Origin of the sequence: Streptomyces sp. NBC_00996, from assembly GCF_045162675.1 — a bacterium.
Lineage (GTDB): Bacteria > Actinomycetota > Actinomycetes > Streptomycetales > Streptomycetaceae > Streptomyces.
Map to the genome: position 1 here is coordinate 7,442,930 of NZ_CP108723.1, position 18,506 is coordinate 7,461,435.

Sequence of the window (18,506 nt, forward strand, 5' to 3'; positions counted from 1 at the left end):
GCAATGACCCACCAGTGGCGCGGAATCATCGAGGAGTACCGGGACCGGCTGCCGGTATCCGACAGCACTCCGATCGTGACGCTCCGTGAGGGCGGTACGCCGCTCGTGCCCGCGCAGGTGCTCTCCGAGCGCACGGGCTGCGAGGTCCACCTGAAGGTCGAGGGTGCCAACCCGACCGGGTCCTTCAAGGACCGCGGTATGACCATGGCCATCACGAAGGCCAAGGAGGAGGGCGCGAAGGCCGTCATCTGCGCCTCCACCGGCAACACGTCGGCCTCCGCGGCCGCCTATGCCGTACGGGCCGGGATGGTCTCCGCCGTCCTCGTCCCGCAGGGCAAGATCGCGCTGGGCAAGATGGGTCAGGCCCTCGTGCACGGCGCGAAGATCCTCCAGGTCGACGGCAACTTCGACGACTGTCTGACGCTGGCGCGCGCGCTGTCCGACAACTACCCGGTGGCGCTGGTCAATTCGGTCAACCCGGTGCGCATCGAGGGCCAGAAGACCGCCGCCTTCGAGATCGTGGACATGCTCGGCGACGCGCCCGACATCCACGTCCTGCCGGTGGGCAACGCGGGCAACATCACCGCGTACTGGAAGGGATACACCGAGTACGCCGCCGACGGCATCGCCAGGCGGACGCCCCGCATGTGGGGCTTCCAGGCCTCCGGGTCCGCTCCCATCGTGCGCGGCGAGGTCGTCAAGGACCCCTCGACCATCGCCACCGCGATCCGTATCGGCAACCCGGCCTCGTGGCAGTTCGCACTGGCCGCGCGGGACGAATCGGGCGGGCTCATCGACGAGGTGACGGACCGTGAGATTCTGCGCGCCTACCGGCTGTTGGCCGCGCAGGAGGGCGTCTTCGTCGAGCCCGCCTCCGCCGCGTCCGTCGCCGGTCTGCTGAAGGCCGCCGAGCAGGGCAAGGTCGACCCGGGCCAGACGATCGTCTGCACGGTCACCGGCAACGGCCTCAAGGACCCCGACTGGGCCGTCGCGGGCGCCCCGCAGCCGGTCACGGTCCCGGTGGACGCGGTGACGGCGGCGGAGCGGCTCGGCCTGGCCTGAGGCGGAACGGGGCGGCCTGACGCAGAGCCGAGCGGCTCGGCCTGGCGTAAAGCCGCCTGGCGTAAACCCGCCAGAGTCGGCCGACGACAGGCCGACCTTGTCGCAGGCAGGGCAAAACCTCGTCGGGAGCGGGCGGAAAATCGCCAGAAGGCGACGAAAACCGCCCGACTCCGGGGGTCACCCCTACGGCAACCCGACGGGGGGTGCACAGGGGGCTTACGACACGCATCGTGCGCCTCCTGTGCGCCCTATGTCGCCACAGAACCTTCCTTCGATAGGCTGTACCGAACCCGCCCGCCGCATATGCCGCGGTGCCGCGCCGTCATTACGGCCTCCGGGGCTTCCGCACGTATCGCAACTCATCGCAGTTCATCTCAATTCATCGAAGATCTCGTACATCACGCAGCTCAAGGAGAGTCATCGAGCGATGGCCGGTCCAGCGTTCCGCGCCGCCGCCGTCCGGGTGCGCGTCCCCGCCACCAGTGCCAATCTCGGCCCGGGCTTCGACGCCCTCGGCCTGTCACTGGGGTTGTACGACGACGTGGTCGTCCGGGTGGCCGACTCCGGGTTGCACATCGACATCGCAGGTGAGGGCAGCGAGACGCTCCCGCGCGACGAGAGTCACCTGCTCGTACGCTCCCTGCGCACCGCCTTCGATCTGCTGGGCGGACAGCCGCGCGGCCTCGAGATCGTCTGCGCCAACCGCATCCCGCACGGGCGGGGCCTCGGCTCCTCCTCCGCCGCCATCTGCGCCGGCATCGTCGCCGCGCGCGCCGTGACCATAGGCGGGGACACCAAGCTCGACGACACCGCACTCCTGGAGCTCGCCACCGAGATCGAGGGACACCCCGACAATGTCGCGGCCTGTCTGCTCGGCGGCTTCACGCTCTCCTGGATGGAGGCCGGCGCGGCGCGGGCGATCAGGATGGAGCCCGCCGATTCCATCGTTCCGGTGGTTTTCGTACCGGGAAAGCCGGTGCTCACCGAGACCGCGCGTGGACTGCTGCCGCGCACCGTGCCGCATGTCGACGCCGCCGCCAACGCGGGCCGCGCCGCACTGCTCGTCGAGGCCCTGACCCGGCGCCCCGAGCTGTTGCTGCCCGCCACCGAGGACCGGCTGCACCAGGAGTACCGCGCCCCGGCCATGCCGGAGAGCGCGGCTCTCGTGGAGCGGCTGCGCGCCGACGGCATTCCCGCGGTGATCTCCGGCGCGGGCCCCACCGTCCTCGCCCTTGCGGACCGGGCGTCGGCCGACAAGGTGGCCGATCTCGCAGGTCAGGGCTGGGCCGCCAACCGGCTGGACCTAGATGCCCAAGGGGCGAGCGTGCTGCCGCTCGCACCCCTCGGGGTCAATTAGCGGCGCACGGTTGCCGGATTTGGAGAGGGGGAATGTTTGTTGGATCCGGTAGTGTTAACCTCAAGTCTGCACCCGAACCCACCATGTCGAGGTGCTTCGTGTCCCCGTCCGGGACAACCATTCTTCCGGGAGCCTCCCAAACTGCTTTGTGCCATGCATTGGGTGCTATGCGCTGAGCAGTACTGAGCACGCTCCGGAACCGGCGTGACCGTGCCGATGACACCGCAAATCAGTGCCACGGCTCCGGAATCGTCATCACCAGATATTTCTTCCGCCTCTTTGGCGGACCACCGCCCCGGCACGGTCCACACAGCAAGGACCAAAGCCGGACAGCACAACCGGTCGCCGAGCCAGACAGGCCGACGTCCGCTCCAGGGAAGGACCCTTCGTGAGCGACACCACCGATCTGATGGGCGCACGTGTCGAGGAGACCGCTGCCGCGCCCGCCACGGACGCCTCCGCGCCTGCCACCGGTGCCGGCTCCCGGCGGCGCCGCGGTACCGGCCTCGAGGGCATGGTGCTGGCCGAGCTGCAGCAGGTCGCATCCGGCCTCGGCATCAGGGGCACCGCGCGCATGCGCAAGAGCCAGCTGATCGAGGTCATCAAGGAGGCGCAGGCTGGGGGCACCGCCCAGGCCCTTTCAGGCACTGGGGGAGGGGGAGCCCCGGCGAAGACTGCCGAGGCCGCCACCGAGACCAAGCCGAAGCGCCGGGCCACCTCGAAGGCCCGTACGGGCGACGAGACCGCCGCTTCGGCCGAGAAGAAGGCCGAGAAGGTCGCCGCCGAGAAGGCCGTGGCCCAGCAGCAGATCGAGATCCCCGGCCAGCCCGCTGGGGGCCCCTCCCGCGATGGGGGCCCCTCCCGCGCGAGCGAAGCCGAGCGTGGGGGAGACGACGCCCCCGCTGAGCGCCGTCGTCGCCGTGCCACCGCCGAGGCCGGCAGCCCGGAGACGGTCGCCGCCGAGGCGAAGAGCGAGCCGAAGGCCGAGACGCCGGTCCAGACGCAGGGCGAGTCCAAGGGCGACACCGCCGACGGCGCCGACGGCCGTCAGGGCCGCCGTGACCGTCGCGACCGTGACCGCGGTGACCGCGGTGGCCGGGACCGCGACCGCCGCGGCAAGGGCGACGAGCAGCAGGGCGGCCAGGGTGGTGGCCAGCAGCGCCAGGACCGCCAAGAGCGTCAGGACCGTCAGCAGCAGGGCGGCGGCCGCCAGGACCGTCAGCAGCAGCGCGACAACGGTCCGCGGGCCGACGAGGACGGGGACGACTTCGAGGGTGGCCGTCGCGGCCGTCGCGGGCGCTACCGTGACCGCCGTGGCCGTCGTGGCCGCGACGAGATCGCCGAGCCGCAGCTGGCCGAGGACGACGTCCTGATCCCCGTCGCGGGCATCCTGGACATCCTCGACAACTACGCGTTCATCCGTACGTCGGGCTACCTGCCGGGTCCCAACGACGTGTACGTCTCCCTCGCCCAGGTCCGCAAGAACGGCCTGCGCAAGGGTGACCACGTCACCGGCGCGGTCCGGCAGCCGAAGGAGGGCGAGCGCCGCGAGAAGTTCAACGCTCTCGTCCGCCTGGACTCCGTCAACGGCATGGCACCCGAATCCGGGCGCGGGCGGCCGGAGTTCAACAAGCTGACGCCGCTGTACCCGCAGGACCGGCTCCGTCTGGAGACCGACCCGGGCGTGCTGACGACCCGCATCATCGACCTCGTCGCGCCGATCGGTAAGGGCCAGCGCGGTCTGATCGTGGCCCCGCCGAAGACCGGCAAGACCATGATCATGCAGGCGATCGCCAACGCGATCACGCACAACAACCCCGAGTGCCACCTGATGGTCGTCCTGGTCGACGAGCGTCCGGAAGAGGTCACCGACATGCAGCGGTCGGTCAAGGGCGAGGTCATCTCCTCGACCTTCGACCGCCCGGCCGAGGACCACACCACGGTCGCGGAGCTCGCCATCGAGCGCGCCAAGCGTCTGGTGGAGCTGGGTCACGACGTCGTCGTGCTGCTCGACTCGATCACGCGTCTGGGTCGTGCGTACAACCTCGCCGCCCCGGCCTCCGGCCGCATCCTGTCCGGTGGTGTCGACTCGACCGCGCTGTACCCGCCGAAGCGCTTCTTCGGTGCCGCGCGCAACATCGAGGACGGCGGCTCGCTGACCATCCTCGCCACCGCGCTCGTCGACACCGGGTCCCGCATGGACGAGGTCATCTTCGAGGAGTTCAAGGGCACCGGCAACGCCGAGCTCAAGCTCGACCGGAAGCTCGCCGACAAGCGCATCTTCCCGGCGGTGGACGTCGACGCGTCCGGCACCCGTAAGGAAGAGATCCTGCTCGGCAGCGACGAGCTCGCCATCACCTGGAAGCTGCGCCGCGTGCTGCACGCGCTCGACCAGCAGCAGGCGATCGAGCTGCTGCTCGACAAGATGAAGCAGACGAAGTCGAACGCCGAGTTCCTGCTCCAGATCCAGAAGACGACGCCGATGCCGGGCAACGGCAACGACTGAGTCCGCAGCGCAAGCAGGACAAGGGCCGCCCCCGTCACGCAGGTGACGGGGGCGGCCCTTTGCGCTGCCGGAGACAGGTGTACGATCGCGCTTCTTTCAGCGTTCATTGAATTCGCCTGTCTCAGGGGGGACTTGAGTGGATACATCCATGTCCGGCCGTGGTCGTCACAGACGCCGGATACGCATCGCCGTGCCTGTCGCGGCGGCAGGCCTGGCGGCCGCCGTCGCCGGCGCGCTGTTGATGTCGTCCGCGAACGCGGCCACCGCGCCGCCGACGCCGACCGTCAAGCCCAGCACCTCCTCGCCCTCCCTGGCCGAGCTGGAGAGGCGCGTCGCGGGCGGCCTCGCGGGTGACGACACGGCGGGTCGGACGACCACGAAGTCGTCGCTGAGCGCCAGTACGGACACCGCAACCGTCGATCCGAAGATCATCGGCGGCACCGAGACCACCATCAGCACGGCCCCGTGGATGGCCCAGCTCTGGTACTACGACGACAAGGGCACCACCGACGAGAGCGACGACCTCGGCTTCTTCTGCGGCGGCTCCGTCGTGTCGCCGACGAAGATCCTCACCGCCGCGCACTGCGTCAAGGGCTACAACTGGTACAAGTACGGCGCGGTCGTCACCGGCACCGCCCAGCTGCCCACCACCGACAGCTCCGGCAACACCGACCTGCACGGCGGCACTGTCACCGGTGTCTGGCGGCAGTGGAACCACCCGTCGTACAGCTCGACGACCATCGACAACGACATCGCGGTGCTCACGCTGCCGGTCGCCATCAAGGCCACGCCGATCCGCATGACGACGTCCACCGACACGGCCTCGTACGCCGCCGGCACCAACGCCAAGGTCTACGGCTGGGGCCGTACCAGCTCCACCAGCCAGGACATCTCCGAGACGCTCAAGACGGCCACGCTGCCCGTCCAGTCGGACACCACCTGCTCCGGCTACTACGGTGCCGACTTCGTCAAGGGCCACATGGTCTGCGCGGGCAACCCGGCGACCGGCAGTGACACCGGCACCACCTCCGCCTGCAACGGCGACTCCGGCGGCCCGCTCGTCGTCAACAACCGCATCATCGGCGTCGTCTCCTGGGGTGTGCGGGACTGCGTGGAGAAGGGCGCGTACAGCGTCTTCACCAAGGTCCGCACCTACGTCGGCGCGGCGTACCCGCGCGTAGACGACACCAACCTCAGCGGTGACCACAAGGCCGACCTGTGGGTGCGAAGCAGCTCCACCTACGTGGGTTACGAGAAGGACTCCAAGGGCACCTCCTTCGGCGCACGCCAGTCCTGGGGCAACTGGAAGGGCGTCAACCTCGTCCTGCAGACCGACCTCAACCGTGACGGCTACCAGGACCTGGTCTACCGGCGCAGCTCCGACGGGGCTGTCTTCTGGACGCACTATGTGCAGTCCAGCGGCTCCTGGGCCACCAAGCAGATCTTCGGCAACTGGAAGACCCGCACCCGTACCGTCGCCCCCGGTGACGTCACCGGCGATTACCTGCCCGACCTGCTCTCGGTGGACTCCAGCGGCTATCTGTGGATCTACCCCGGCAAGGGCGACGGCAGTTTCTCGACTCGCGTGAAGGTCGGCTCCGGCTGGAACCAGTACAACTCGGTGCGCGGCCACGGCGACTTCAACGGCGACGGCAAGGCGGACCTGATCACCCGCAGCCGGAGCAACGGCTACGTGTACCTGTACAAGGGCACCGGCAAGGCCGGCACGGGGGCGTTCTCCAGCCGTATCAAGGTGCGTACCTGGAGCGGCACAACGTACAACGCCTTCGACGCCGTCGGTGACATCACCGGAGACGGCAAGGCCGACTTCCTGGCCCGTACGCCCGGCGGCACGCTCTACCTGTACAAGGGCACCGGCAAGGCGACCAGCGAGATCTTTGCCACAAGAATCTCGGTCGGTACCGGTTTCCAGCAGTACGGCATCTTCGGCTGAAATCGCAGGTGAGCGGGGTTACCCCGGATTCACCGATGACGCAGCGTGCCCACCGCTTCACGCGGTGGGCACGCTGCGTTGTGCAACCCTTTGCCGAGTTTCCCCGTCTGACCGTACGGACTGACCATGGAGCGACACCCATCGTCACGGCCAGACGGGCTTGGCCCTGAAAGCAGGGGGTAACCGACCGCAGAGGGACTGAGGAGCAGATGTCTGCCGAGAGCACGTCGGAACCTGTCATACCGGGGGAGTCCGGCACGAGCGCCCCGCGCCGCCGCGCGAAGGGCCGCCGCCGCAAGACGCGCAGTACGCGCCGCAAGGCACTCCTCGTCACTGCCTGGACCGCCGCGGGCATCGTGGTGCTGGGTGGCACGGGCGCCGGGTATCTGTACTTCAAGCTCAACAGCAACCTCAAGAACGTCGACATCAACCAGGCGCTCGGCACCGACCGGCCGACGAAGGTCGACAACGGCTCCGAGAACATCCTGGTCCTGGGCTCCGATTCGCGCTCCGGCAGCAACAAGAAGCTGGGCGGCGGTACCGACGACGGCAGCGCCCGCTCCGACACGGCGATGATCGTGCACGTCTACAAGGGCCACAAGAAGGCCGGCGTCGTCTCCGTGCCGCGCGACACCCTCATCGACCGCCCCGAGTGCACTGACACCAAGGGTGTCACACACGACGCCGCGCGCGGCGTCATGTTCAACGAGGCGTACTCCACCGGCGGCGCCGCCTGCACCGTGAAGACCGTCGAGTCCCTGACGGGTCTGCGCATGGACCACTACCTCGAAGTCGACTTCGCCGGCTTCGAGAAGCTCATCAACGAGCTCGGCGGTGTCCAGGTCACCACCACCAAGGACATCAAGGACTCCGACAGCCATCTGAACCTGAAGGCCGGCACCCACACGCTCGGCGGGCAACAGGCCCTCGGACTGGTGCGCACCCGGCACGGCGTCGGCGACGGCTCCGACCTCGGCCGCATCCAGCTCCAGCAGGCATTCATCAAGGCTCTGGTCAACCAGGTCAAGCATGTCGGCGTCCTGTCCAACCCGAAGAAGCTGTACGACCTCGCCGACACCGCGACCAAGGCCGTCACCACCGACTCCGACATCGGTTCGGTCACCGACCTCGCGTCCTTCGCAGGCGGCCTCAAGACCATCAGTGCGTCCCACATGAACATGGTGACGATGCCGGTCCGGTACGACCCCGCGAACGCGAACCGTGTCATCGTCGAGAAGGCCAAGGCCCGGCTGGTCTGGGACGCCCTCAAGAGCGACCAGCCGATTCCGGCGAGCGCCACGAAGGGCACGGCGACCGGTGACGCCAAGGGCGTCGTGACCGCGTCGTAGGCACGCGTACGCAGCCGTACACCCTCTGCCGGGGGCGCCGGGAATAGATCACCGCGCCCCCCGGTTTTGGGGGATGCGGTCAGTCCTGGCAGACTGGTACGTCGGCTCCGGTTCACGCTCCCGCAATCCGCGGCGGCGACCCGGCGCCCTCCCGAATCTAGGAGACACCTTGAAGCGCGACATCCACCCCGAGTACGTCGAGACGCAGGTCAGCTGCACCTGTGGCGCGTCGTTCACCACCCGTAGCACGATCTCCAGCGGTGCCATCCGCGCCGAGGTCTGCTCCGAGTGCCACCCGTTCTACACGGGCAAGCAGAAGATCCTCGACACCGGTGGCCGTGTGGCCCGCTTCGAGGCCCGCTTCGGCAAGGCTGCCGCTGCCAAGAAGTAGCGAGCCCACAGCGCCGGTCTCCGGTGCCCCCATGCCGGGGGCGCCGGGACCGGCGCTTTGCGGTGCAGCCCCCATTCGTCTTACCCACGTCCCCGAGCCCACACTGGAGCGGGGGACAGCCCATTGGAGCCGGAGATGTTCGAGGCGGTCGAGGAACTCATCGGCGAGCACGCCGATCTGGAGAAGAAGCTCGCTGACCCGTCGGTCCACGCCGACCAGGCCAACGCGCGCAAGCTGAACAAGCGCTACGCCGAGCTGACCCCGATCGTCGCGACGTACCGCTCCTGGAAGCAGACCGGGGACGACATCGAGACGGCGAAGGAGTTCGCCGCCGACGACCCGGACTTCGCCGCCGAGGTCAAGGACCTGGAGAAGCAGCGCGAGGAGCTCACCGAGAAGCTCCGTCTGCTGCTGGTCCCGCGCGACCCCAGCGACGACAAGGACGTCATCCTCGAGATCAAGGCGGGCGCCGGTGGCGACGAGTCCGCCCTCTTCGCGGGCGACCTGCTGCGCATGTACCTGCGCTACGCCGAGCGCGTCGGCTGGAAGACCGAGATCATCGACTCCACCGAGTCCGAGCTCGGCGGCTACAAGGACGTCCAGGTCGCCGTGAAGACCAAGGGCGGCCAGGGTGCCACCGAGCCCGGTCAGGGTGTCTGGGCGCGCCTGAAGTACGAGGGCGGTGTGCACCGCGTGCAGCGCGTGCCGTCGACCGAGTCGCAGGGCCGGATTCACACGTCGGCGGCCGGTGTCCTTGTCACGCCCGAGGCCGAGGAGGTCGACGTCGAGATCCACGCGAACGATCTGCGCATCGACGTCTACCGCTCGTCGGGCCCCGGCGGCCAGTCCGTCAACACCACCGACTCCGCGGTGCGCATCACGCACATTCCCACCGGAGTCGTCGCCTCGTGCCAGAACGAGAAGAGCCAGCTGCAGAACAAGGAGCAGGCGATGCGTATCCTGCGCTCCAGGCTCCTCGCGGCGGCACAGGAGGAAGCGGAGCGGGAAGCCGCTGACGCCCGTCGCAGCCAGGTCCGTACCGTCGATCGCTCCGAGAAGATCCGCACGTACAACTTCCCGGAGAATCGCATCTCGGACCACCGAGTCGGCTTCAAGGCGTACAACTTGGACCAGGTGCTCGACGGGGAGCTCGACGCGGTCATCCAGGCCTGCGTCGACGCGGACTCGGCGGCCAAGCTCGCGGCCGCCTGAGAGCAGGCCGCGTAACAACGGTACCCAGCAACGACAACAGCTCAGCCCCGGAGGACCAGCGTGAACCTGCTGCTCGCGGAAGTGGCCCAGGCCACCCAGCGGCTGGCCGACGCCGGCGTGCCCTCGCCGCGCAACGACGCGGAGGAGCTCGCCGCCTTCGTGCACGGCGTGAAGCGGGGCGAGCTGCACAGTGTCAAGGACGCGGACTTCGACGCCCGCTACTGGGAGGTGATCGCGCGCCGCGAGGCCCGCGAGCCGCTCCAGCACATCACCGGGCGGGCCTACTTCCGCTATCTGGAACTCCAGGTCGGGCCAGGGGTGTTCGTGCCCCGGCCGGAGACCGAGTCCGTGGTCGGCTGGGCCATAGACGCCGTACGCGCGATGGACGTCGTCGAGCCGCTGATCGTCGACCTCTGCACCGGCTCGGGCGCCATCGCGCTCGCCCTCGCGCAGGAGGTCCCGCGCTCCCGTGTGCACGCGGTGGAGCTGTCCGAGGACGCCCTCCAGTGGACGCGCAAGAACGTCGAGGGGTCCAGGGTCGACCTGCGCCAGGGAGACGCCCTGGAGGCCTTCCCGGACCTCGACGGCCAGGTGGACCTGGTCATCTCCAACCCGCCGTACATCCCGCTCACGGAATGGGAGTACGTGGCGCCGGAGGCCCGGGACTACGATCCTCAACTCGCCCTGTTCTCGGGGGAGGACGGACTCGACCTCATCCGCGGCATAGAGCGCACCGCGCACCGGCTGCTGCGCCCCGGTGGCGTCGTCGTCATCGAGCACGCCGACACCCAGGGCGGGCAGGTGCCGTGGATCTTCACCGAGGAGCGGGGCTGGGCCGACGCGGCCGACCACCCGGACCTCAACAACCGGCCGCGGTTCGCGACCGCCCGCAAGGCGATGCCGTGAGTACGCGCATCGCGACCCCCAGCCAGCAGTACGTGTACGAGGAGGCCCGCTAAATGGCACGGCGATACGACACCAACGACGCGACCGACCGCATCACCGGTCTGCGTGAGGCCGCGTCCGCCGTCCGCCGTGGCGAGCTGGTGGTCCTCCCGACCGACACCGTGTACGGCGTCGGCGCCGACGCGTTCTCCTCGGAGGCCGTCGCCGATCTGCTGGAGGCCAAGGGACGGGGCCGCAACATGCCCACCCCCGTCCTCATCGGCTCCCCGAACACGCTGCACGGCCTCGTCACGGACTTCTCCGAGATGGCCTGGGAGCTCGTCGACGCCTTCTGGCCGGGCGCGCTCACGCTCGTCGCCAAGCACCAGCCGTCCCTGCAGTGGGACCTGGGGGACACCCGTGGCACCGTCGCCGTGCGCATGCCGCTGCACCCGGTGGCCATCGAACTGCTCACCGAGGTCGGCCCGATGGCCGTCTCCTCCGCGAACCTCACGGGACACCCGGCTCCCGAGGACTGTGACGCCGCGCAGGAGATGCTCGGCGACTCCATCTCGGTCTACCTGGACGGCGGCCCGACCCCGGGCATCGTCCCGTCCTCGATCGTCGACGTGACCGGCAAGGTGCCCGTGCTGCTGCGCGAGGGGGCACTGTCGGCGGAGGAGCTCCGGAAGGTCGTACCCGACCTCGAGGTGGCGAATTGACAGCCCCTGACGCGGGGCGTGGCATAGGCACGGGGATCACGGGGGCCAATGGGTCCTCCAGGGGGTCCTTCCGCATCCTCCACGTCAGCACCGGCAACGTGTGCCGCTCGCCGATCACCGAGCGGCTGACCCGGCACGCCCTGGCGGACCGGCTCGGCGACCCTCTGTGGGGCGGCCTCATCGTGGAGAGCGCGGGCACCTGGGGGCACGAGGGGGCGCCCATGGAGGCCAACGCCGCGACGGTCCTCACGGACTTCGGCGCGGACCCGTCCGGCTTCGTCGGCCGCGAGCTCCTCGACGACCATGTCATCCGCGCCGATCTCGTCCTGACGGCCACCCGCGACCACCGGGCCCAGGTCATCTCCATGGGGCACTCGGCGGGGCTGCGCACCTTCACCCTGAAGGAGTTCACGCGGCTCGTACGGGCCATAGACCCGGCGACGCTTCCGCCCCTGGACGAGGGCGTGATCGAACGCGCCCGCGCGCTGGTACAGGCTGCCGCGGCTCTACGCGGGTGGCTTCTCGCGCCCACCGCCGAGGCGGACGAGGTGTACGACCCGTACGGGGCGCCGCTGCCGTTCTTCCGGTCGATCGGGGACGAGATCAACGAGGCGTTGGACCCGGTGGTGACTGCGCTGACCGGGGTGCCTGCGCGTACGTAGACCCCGTCAGGGTTTCCTTTCACGGCAGTAGCGGTGCGGCTCGGTTCAGTCCCCCGGCAGCGCGTAACACCGGGCGTCTCAACGGTCTCGGTTCTACATTGGACGTAGCGCACCCCCGCCGAGGTCCGGAGTTCACCATGCCGGTCACACAAACGCTGGAAGCGGATGTCCTGCGGCGTCAGGACCCGGAGCTCGCCGAGATTCTCCTCGGGGAGCTGGACCGGCAGTCGACGACGTTGCAGTTGATCGCGGCCGAGAACTTCACCTCGCCGGCCGTGCTGGCCGCGCTCGGGTCGCCGCTGGCGAACAAGTACGCCGAGGGGTATCCGGGCGCCCGTCATCACGGCGGCTGCGAGATCGTCGACGTCGCGGAGCGGCTCGCGGTGGAGCGGGCCAAGGCCCTCTTCGGTGCCGACCACGCCAACGTGCAGTCGCACTCGGGGTCTTCGGCCGTCCTGGCCGCGTACGCCGCCCTGCTGCGCCCCGGTGACACCGTGCTGGCGATGGGGCTGTCCTTCGGCGGTCACCTCACGCACGGGTCGCCCGCGAACTTCTCGGGCCGCTGGTTCGACTTCGTCGGCTACGGCGTGGACGCGGAGACCGGGCTCATCGACTACGAGCAGGTGCACACCCTCGCTCGTACGCACCGGCCGAAAGCCATCGTCTGCGGTTCCATCTCCTACCCCCGGCACATCGACTACGCCGCCTTCCGGGAGATCGCCGACAGGGTGGGCGCCTACCTCATCGCGGACGCCGCCCACCCCATCGGGCTGGTCGCGGGCGGAGCGGCGCCCAATCCGGTCCCGTACGCCGATGTCGTGTGCGCGACGACGCACAAGGTGCTGCGCGGGCCGCGCGGCGGCATGATCCTGTGCGGGAGCGAACTGGCCGAGCGCGTCGACCGGGCCGTCTTCCCCTTCACCCAGGGCGGCGCACAGATGCACACCATCGCCGCCAAGGCCGTCGCGTTCGGCGAGGCGGCGACCCCGGCCTTCACGGCGTACGCCCATCAGGTGGTCGCCAATGCCCGGGTGCTGGCCGAGGAACTGGCCGACGAGGGGCTCGCGGTCATCACCGGGGGTACCGACACCCATCTGCTGACCGTCGACCCCGCGCCGCTGCGTGTCGACGGGCGGACCGCCCGGGGCCGGCTCGCCGCCGCCGGGATGGTGCTGGACTGCTGTGTGCTGCCCCACGGGGACGCCCGTGGCCTGCGGCTCGGTACGGCGGCCCTGACCACGCAGGGGATGGGCGAGGCGGAGATGGCGCGGATCGCCGTACTCTTCGCGGGGGTGCTGCGGGAGGACATCGAAGGTAAGAAAGCGCGTGAAGAAGTACGGGAGCTGACCGGAAGATTTCCGCCCTATCCCGGCTAGAGAGGGGTGGGCGCGCTCTTGTACACAGCCACTCGTGCAACCATCGTCGCTACCCGGAAGTCCCCAACCATATGCGCGCATCGCTAGGGTGTGGGGCTGAGATGGCCAGCGAGACCTGTGGGGAAGCCCGTGCGTGAATACCTGCTGACGCTCTGCATCACGGCCGCGGTGACGTATCTGCTGACAGGGCCGGTACGGAAGTTCGCGATCGTGGCCGGAGCCATGCCGGAAATCCGTGCGCGCGACGTGCACCGGGAACCGACTCCACGGCTCGGCGGCATCGCGATGTTCTTCGGGCTGTGCGCGGGCCTGCTGGTCGCCGATCACCTGAAGAACCTCAACGCGGTGTTCTCGAATTCGAACGAACCGCGCGCGCTGCTCTCCGGGGCGGCGCTGATCTGGCTGATCGGTGTCCTGGACGACAAGTTCGAGATCGACGCGCTGATCAAGCTGGGCGGCCAGATGATCGCCGCGGGCGTCATGGTCATGCAGGGTCTGACGATCCTGTGGCTGCCGATTCCGGGCGTCGGCCTGGTCGCGCTCACCCAGTGGCAGGGCACCCTGCTCACCGTCGCGCTCGTCGTGATCAGCATCAACGCGGTGAACTTCGTCGACGGTCTCGACGGCCTCGCCGCCGGCATGGTGTGCATCGCCTCCGCCGCGTCGTTCCTGTACGCGTACCGCATCTGGTACAGCTACGGCATCGAGGCCGCCGCCCCGGCGACGCTGTTCGCGGCGATCCTCATGGGCATGTGCCTGGGCTTCCTGCCGCACAACATGCACCCCGCGCGGATCTTCATGGGCGATTCCGGCTCGATGCTCATCGGCCTGGTGCTCGCCGCCGGTGCGATCTCCATCACCGGACAGGTCGACCCGGACGCGATGAACCTGTTCTCCGGTTCGGAGCGCAACACCGTGCACCAGATGGTGCCCGTCTACATCCCGCTGTTGCTGCCGCTGACGATCATCGCGGTGCCGGCCGCCGACCTGGTGCTGGCCATCGTGCGGCGCACCTGGCGCGGACAGTCCCCCTTCGCCGCCGACCGCGGACATCTGCACCACCGTCTGCTGGAGGTCGGCCACTCGCACAGCCGCGCGGTGCTGATCATGTACTTCTGGTCGGCGCTGATCGCCTTCGGTGCCCTGGCCTTCTCGGTGAACTCGGCATCGATGTGGATCGTGCTCGGCATCGCGATGCTCAGCGCCGTGGGCCTGGTCCTGCTCCTGCTGCCGCGCTTCACGCCGCGTGCCCCGCGCTGGGCCGAGCACCTGGTGCCGCCGCGCTACCGTCGCCGCAGGGCCGCCTCCGCGGCCGAGGCCGAGCCGTCCGTCACCCACGGGACGGCGGAGGCCGAGGAGCCGGAAGGGGCCCGCGAGCACCGCGCGCCGGTCGCGGCCGGTGTCTCAGGAGTCAACGGAGCGACGGCAATTGGCGCCCGTTCGCGCTTCCTGGATCGGCGAAATGCCGGATCGTCACGCTGACGCAAGGTAAGAATCTGACTAACGCGTTGCCAAGTCGTGGGGGTGCAAAGCGCCCTAATACCAGACAACTTGGCCCGCTCAGTGCACAGACGCGCGGCGTCACTCTCATGTGTGACAGCAAGCACACCTTCTAGGTAAAGACCGCATCAAATAGTTTGTGATACGGTTCACGAGAACCCGGGACAGAGCCGAAGGACCGTAGTGCGACGGTCCCTTGGCGTGAGGTTCTCTCTCATCCCGGGACTACGCTCGTCCATGACGACACGCCCCCCTTAGCAAGCGGAGTTGCCGCCATGCCGTCCAATGACGCCCGGATTCTCCTTCAGGCCGCTGTGCCCACAGCTGCCGTCGGCGCGATTGCCGCCGTCGTCAGTGGTGTGGTCGCGGGCGGCAAGGGGGCCATCGGGGCGATCGTCGCGACGCTGGTCGTGATCCTCTTCATGGGTATCGGGCTCTACGTTCTGCAGCGCACCGCCAAATCGCTTCCGCACCTGTTCCAGGCGATGGGCCTCATGCTCTACGCGGCACAGATTCTTCTGCTGTTCATCTTTGTCGCCGCGTTCAAGAACACCTCGCTGTTCAACCCCAAGGCCTTCGCGCTCACGCTCGTCGCCACCACGCTCGTGTGGATCGGCGCACAGGCGCGTGCCCAGATGAAGGCCAAGATCCTTTACGTCGAACCCGACTCCTCGAACGGCGACAAGCCCGAGAAGACGGGGCACTCGTCGTGAGGGGTAGGGCCGGGATAAAGGCGCGTAAGAGATCCTGCTATCGTCCGGTGCCAACTGCGGCATCGCGGGCGCGGGCATCTGAGCTGACGCCTGCTCAATCGCGAGGCTTGATGCCCCACAGCCGCCCCCACATCCGTAACACCAGTCCAGTGCCGAACCGCGGCTGCGCGCCGCGCCGACACAACGAGGTTGCCGTACCTATGCGCCACGCTGAAGGAGCCCGCGGTGAGTGCTGACCCGACGCAGGTGCTCGCCTTCGAGACCGATTGCCACATCTTCGACGGCTGTGGCTTCCCGGCACCCGGCCTGCACTCGTTCCTGTTCAAGCCCATCTTGGGCGACGGGGACAGCAACTTGTACTTCAACAAGACGATGCTGCTGGCGCTGCTGGGCTCGCTTGTCATTGTCGGCTTCTTCTGGGCCGCCTTCCGCAAGCCGAAGGTCGTCCCCGGCAAGCTGCAGATGGTCGCCGAGTCGGGCTACGACTTCATCCGGCGCGGCGTCGTCTACGAGACGATCGGCAAGAAGGAAGGCGAGAAGTACGTCCCACTGGTCGTCTCGCTGTTCTTCTTCATCTGGATGATGAACGTCTGGGCGATCGTTCCGCTCGCCCAGTTCCCGGTCACGGCGATCATCTCTTACCCGGCCGCCCTGGCGGGCATCGTCTACGTCCTGTGGGTCTCGCTGACCTTCAAGCGGCACGGCTTCGTCGGCTTCTTCAAGAACGTCACGGGCTACGACAAGTCGCTGGGCGCGGTGCTGCCGCTGGCTATGACGATCGAGTTCTTCTCGAACCTGATCGTCCGCCCCTTCACGCACGCCGTCCGGCTGTTCGCCAACATGTTCGCGGGGCACACGCTGCTGCTGCTCTTCACGATCGCCAGCTGGTACCTGCTGAACGGCATCGGCATCGCCTACGCCGGCGTCAGCTTCGTGATGACCATCGTGATGACGGCCTTCGAGCTCTTCATCCAGGCGCTGCAGGCGTATGTCTTCGTGCTCCTGACCTGCACCTACATTCAGGGCGCGCTGGCCGAGCACCACTGAGCGCCCCCGTCTCCACCCCGCAGTCGTCCGGTGGCCAACCCCCACCGGTCCGTAAAGAAAAGGAAGAACTGGCATGTCCCAGACCCTTGCCGCTGTCTCCGGCTCGCTCGGCTCGATCGGTTACGGCCTCGCGGCCATCGGCCCCGGCGTCGGCGTCGGCATCATCTTCGGTAACGGCACCCAGGCGCTTGCCCGCCAGCCTGAGGCCGCCGGTCTGATCCGCGCCAACCAGATCCTCGGCTTCGCCTTCTGTGAGGCGCTCGCCCTCATCGGCCTGGTCATGCCGTTCGTCTACGGCACCTGATCGACCGATCAGCAACAGCCCACTAGACGGAAGGCACTGACATGAGCCAGCTGCTCATTCTGGCGGCCGAGAAGGAGAACCCTCTCTACCCGCCGATCCCCGAGCTTGTCATCGGCCTGATCGCCTTCGTCATCGTCTTCGGCTTCCTCGCCAAGAAGCTCCTCCCGAACATCAACAAGGTTCTGGAGCAGCGTCGCGAGGCCATCGAGGGCGGTATCGAGAAGGCCGAGGCCGCTCAGACCGAGGCGCAGAGCGTTCTTGAGCAGTACAAGGCTCAGCTCGCCGAGGCCCGGCACGAGGCCGCGCGCCTGCGCCAGGAAGCGCAGGAGCAGGGCGCCACGCTCATCGCCGAGATGCGCGCGGAAGGCCAGCGGCAGCGTGAGGAAATCATCGCCGCCGGTCACGCGCAGATCGAGGCCGACCGCAAGTCCGCCGCTCAGGCGCTGCGTCAGGACGTCGGCCACCTGGCCACCGACCTGGCCGGCAAGCTCGTCGGCGAGTCCCTCGAGGACCACGCCCGGCAGAGCCGCGTCATCGACCGCTTCCTCGCTGATCTCGAGGAGAAGGCCGAGGCGGCGCGATGAACGGAGCGAGCCGCGAGGCCCTGGCAGCCGCACGTGAGCGTCTCGACGCGCTGACGGACTCGACGTCCGTGGACGCGGCGCAGCTCGCCGACGAGCTGGCCGCCGTCACCGCGCTGCTCGACCGTGAGGTGTCCCTGCGTCGGGTCCTCACCGACCCGGCGCAGCCCGGCGAGGCCAAGGCCGAACTGGCCCAGCGCCTGCTCGGCGGTCAGGTCAGCGGTACGACCGCCGACCTGGTGGCCGGCATGGTGCGCTCCCGCTGGTCGCAGCCTCGCGACCTGGTGGACTCCCTCGAGGAGCTGGCCGCCACCGCCGACCTCACGGCCGCCCAGCGGACGAACGTGCTCGACGACGTGGAGGACGAGCTGTTCCGGTTCGGCCGGATCGTCTCTTCGAACACCGAGCTGCGTGCCGCGCTGACCGATCGCGCCGCCTCGAAGGCGGCCAAGAGCGAGCTGCTGCGCAGCCTGCTCGGCGGCCGGGCCGATGCGGTGACCGAGCGTCTGGTGACACGCCTTGTGACCGCGCCGCGTGGACGTAGCCTGGAGGCGGGACTCGAGTCCCTGTCCAAGCTCGCCGCCGAGCGCCGCAACCGCATGGTCGCCGTGGTCACCTCGGCGGTCGCGCTGAGCGACGGACAGAAGCAGCGCCTCGGTGCCGCTCTGGCGAAGCTCTACGGCCGTCAGATGCACCTCAACCTCGACGTCGACCCCGATGTCGTCGGCGGGATCCGGGTGAAGGTCGGCGACGAGGTCATCAACGGCTCCATCGCGGACCGGCTTGAGGACGCCAGCCGCCGCATGGCCGGCTAGCAGCAACTCAATACGCAGTACGTACTTACGGCCCTCGTTGGGCCGTGCAGAGGATTCCTGGGGGTCGCCC

General features: G+C 68.7%; 17 protein-coding genes. All 17 read left to right on the forward strand.

All coding sequences use genetic code 11. From position 1 onward, the window contains the following. Window positions 1-3: 3 nt before the first annotated feature. Window positions 4-1,062: a threonine synthase gene (gene thrC / locus OG390_RS35025; protein WP_406173435.1), complete on the forward strand. Its 1,059-nt coding sequence runs from the start codon at window positions 4-6 to the stop codon at window positions 1,060-1,062. Between the two features lie 427 nt (window positions 1,063-1,489). Further along, window positions 1,490-2,419: a homoserine kinase gene (gene thrB, locus OG390_RS35030; protein WP_369249203.1), complete on the forward strand. Its 930-nt coding sequence runs from the start codon at window positions 1,490-1,492 to the stop codon at window positions 2,417-2,419. Between the two features lie 388 nt (window positions 2,420-2,807). Beyond that, window positions 2,808-4,925 carry a transcription termination factor Rho gene (gene rho / locus OG390_RS35035; protein WP_406173437.1) on the forward strand — a complete coding sequence of 706 codons (2,118 nt, stop codon included), beginning with the start codon at window positions 2,808-2,810 and terminating at the stop codon, window positions 4,923-4,925. 148 nt (window positions 4,926-5,073) lie between these two features. Continuing rightward, window positions 5,074-6,879, forward strand: coding sequence for a trypsin-like serine protease (locus OG390_RS35040; protein ID WP_406173439.1), 1,806 nt, complete (start codon window positions 5,074-5,076; stop codon window positions 6,877-6,879). Between the two features lie 209 nt (window positions 6,880-7,088). Continuing rightward, window positions 7,089-8,228, forward strand: coding sequence for an LCP family protein (locus OG390_RS35045; RefSeq protein WP_406173440.1), 1,140 nt, complete (start codon window positions 7,089-7,091; stop codon window positions 8,226-8,228). A gap of 169 nt (window positions 8,229-8,397) precedes the next feature. Further along, on the forward strand, window positions 8,398-8,619 hold the full coding sequence (rpmE, locus tag OG390_RS35050) for a 50S ribosomal protein L31 (protein WP_352052736.1): 222 nt from the start codon (window positions 8,398-8,400) through the stop codon (window positions 8,617-8,619). 135 nt (window positions 8,620-8,754) lie between these two features. Continuing rightward, window positions 8,755-9,831 carry a peptide chain release factor 1 gene (prfA, locus tag OG390_RS35055; protein WP_399081593.1) on the forward strand — a complete coding sequence of 359 codons (1,077 nt, stop codon included), beginning with the start codon at window positions 8,755-8,757 and terminating at the stop codon, window positions 9,829-9,831. Between the two features lie 60 nt (window positions 9,832-9,891). Continuing rightward, complete coding sequence (gene prmC, locus OG390_RS35060) at window positions 9,892-10,737, forward strand: peptide chain release factor N(5)-glutamine methyltransferase (protein ID WP_406173443.1); 846 nt, start codon at window positions 9,892-9,894, stop codon at window positions 10,735-10,737. A 53-nt stretch (window positions 10,738-10,790) separates the two neighbouring features. Further along, window positions 10,791-11,438 (forward strand): L-threonylcarbamoyladenylate synthase, encoded by a 648-nt coding sequence (locus OG390_RS35065; protein WP_399081590.1) that lies wholly within the window; start codon window positions 10,791-10,793, stop codon window positions 11,436-11,438. Further along, window positions 11,435-12,100 (forward strand): protein-tyrosine-phosphatase, encoded by a 666-nt coding sequence (locus OG390_RS35070; RefSeq protein ID WP_406173445.1) that lies wholly within the window; start codon window positions 11,435-11,437, stop codon window positions 12,098-12,100. Before OG390_RS35065 ends, OG390_RS35070 begins: the two co-directional genes overlap by 4 nt. Window positions 12,101-12,237: 137 nt before the next feature. Further along, entirely contained in the window at window positions 12,238-13,476 is a 1,239-nt protein-coding gene (gene glyA / locus OG390_RS35075; RefSeq protein WP_406173447.1) for a serine hydroxymethyltransferase, read from the forward strand. Between the two features lie 129 nt (window positions 13,477-13,605). Continuing rightward, window positions 13,606-14,958 (forward strand): MraY family glycosyltransferase, encoded by a 1,353-nt coding sequence (locus OG390_RS35080; protein WP_406173449.1) that lies wholly within the window; start codon window positions 13,606-13,608, stop codon window positions 14,956-14,958. Window positions 14,959-15,251: 293 nt separating this feature from the next. After that, window positions 15,252-15,689, forward strand: coding sequence for a hypothetical protein (locus OG390_RS35085; RefSeq protein WP_406173451.1), 438 nt, complete (start codon window positions 15,252-15,254; stop codon window positions 15,687-15,689). Between the two features lie 225 nt (window positions 15,690-15,914). Beyond that, the gene (gene atpB, locus OG390_RS35090) at window positions 15,915-16,736 is read left to right on the forward strand and encodes a F0F1 ATP synthase subunit A (RefSeq protein WP_406173452.1); all 822 of its coding nucleotides are present in this window, start codon (window positions 15,915-15,917) and stop codon (window positions 16,734-16,736) included. Window positions 16,737-16,809: 73 nt separating this feature from the next. Then, entirely contained in the window at window positions 16,810-17,040 is a 231-nt protein-coding gene (atpE, locus tag OG390_RS35095; RefSeq protein ID WP_028804225.1) for an ATP synthase F0 subunit C, read from the forward strand. A gap of 41 nt (window positions 17,041-17,081) precedes the next feature. Continuing rightward, complete coding sequence (locus OG390_RS35100; RefSeq protein WP_406173455.1) at window positions 17,082-17,624, forward strand: F0F1 ATP synthase subunit B; 543 nt, start codon at window positions 17,082-17,084, stop codon at window positions 17,622-17,624. Further along, complete coding sequence (locus OG390_RS35105) at window positions 17,621-18,436, forward strand: F0F1 ATP synthase subunit delta (protein WP_406173457.1); 816 nt, start codon at window positions 17,621-17,623, stop codon at window positions 18,434-18,436. The genes OG390_RS35100 and OG390_RS35105 overlap by 4 nt, the downstream gene beginning before the upstream one ends. Window positions 18,437-18,506: the final 70 nt, after the last annotated feature.

Coding starts and splice junctions, on each gene's coding strand:
- thrB (WP_369249203.1), top strand. CDS start 1,490: ATGGCCGGTCCAGCGTTCCGCGCCGCCGCCGTCCGGGTGCGCGTCCCC.
- OG390_RS35040 (WP_406173439.1), top strand. CDS start 5,074: ATGTCCGGCCGTGGTCGTCACAGACGCCGGATACGCATCGCCGTGCCT.
- prfA (WP_399081593.1), top strand. CDS start 8,755: ATGTTCGAGGCGGTCGAGGAACTCATCGGCGAGCACGCCGATCTGGAG.
- atpE (WP_028804225.1), top strand. CDS start 16,810: ATGTCCCAGACCCTTGCCGCTGTCTCCGGCTCGCTCGGCTCGATCGGT.
- OG390_RS35085 (WP_406173451.1), top strand. CDS start 15,252: ATGCCGTCCAATGACGCCCGGATTCTCCTTCAGGCCGCTGTGCCCACA.
- thrC (WP_406173435.1), top strand. CDS start 4: ATGACCCACCAGTGGCGCGGAATCATCGAGGAGTACCGGGACCGGCTG.
- OG390_RS35100 (WP_406173455.1), top strand. CDS start 17,082: ATGAGCCAGCTGCTCATTCTGGCGGCCGAGAAGGAGAACCCTCTCTAC.
- glyA (WP_406173447.1), top strand. CDS start 12,238: ATGCCGGTCACACAAACGCTGGAAGCGGATGTCCTGCGGCGTCAGGAC.
- OG390_RS35105 (WP_406173457.1), top strand. CDS start 17,621: ATGAACGGAGCGAGCCGCGAGGCCCTGGCAGCCGCACGTGAGCGTCTC.
- OG390_RS35065 (WP_399081590.1), top strand. CDS start 10,791: ATGGCACGGCGATACGACACCAACGACGCGACCGACCGCATCACCGGT.
- OG390_RS35045 (WP_406173440.1), top strand. CDS start 7,089: ATGTCTGCCGAGAGCACGTCGGAACCTGTCATACCGGGGGAGTCCGGC.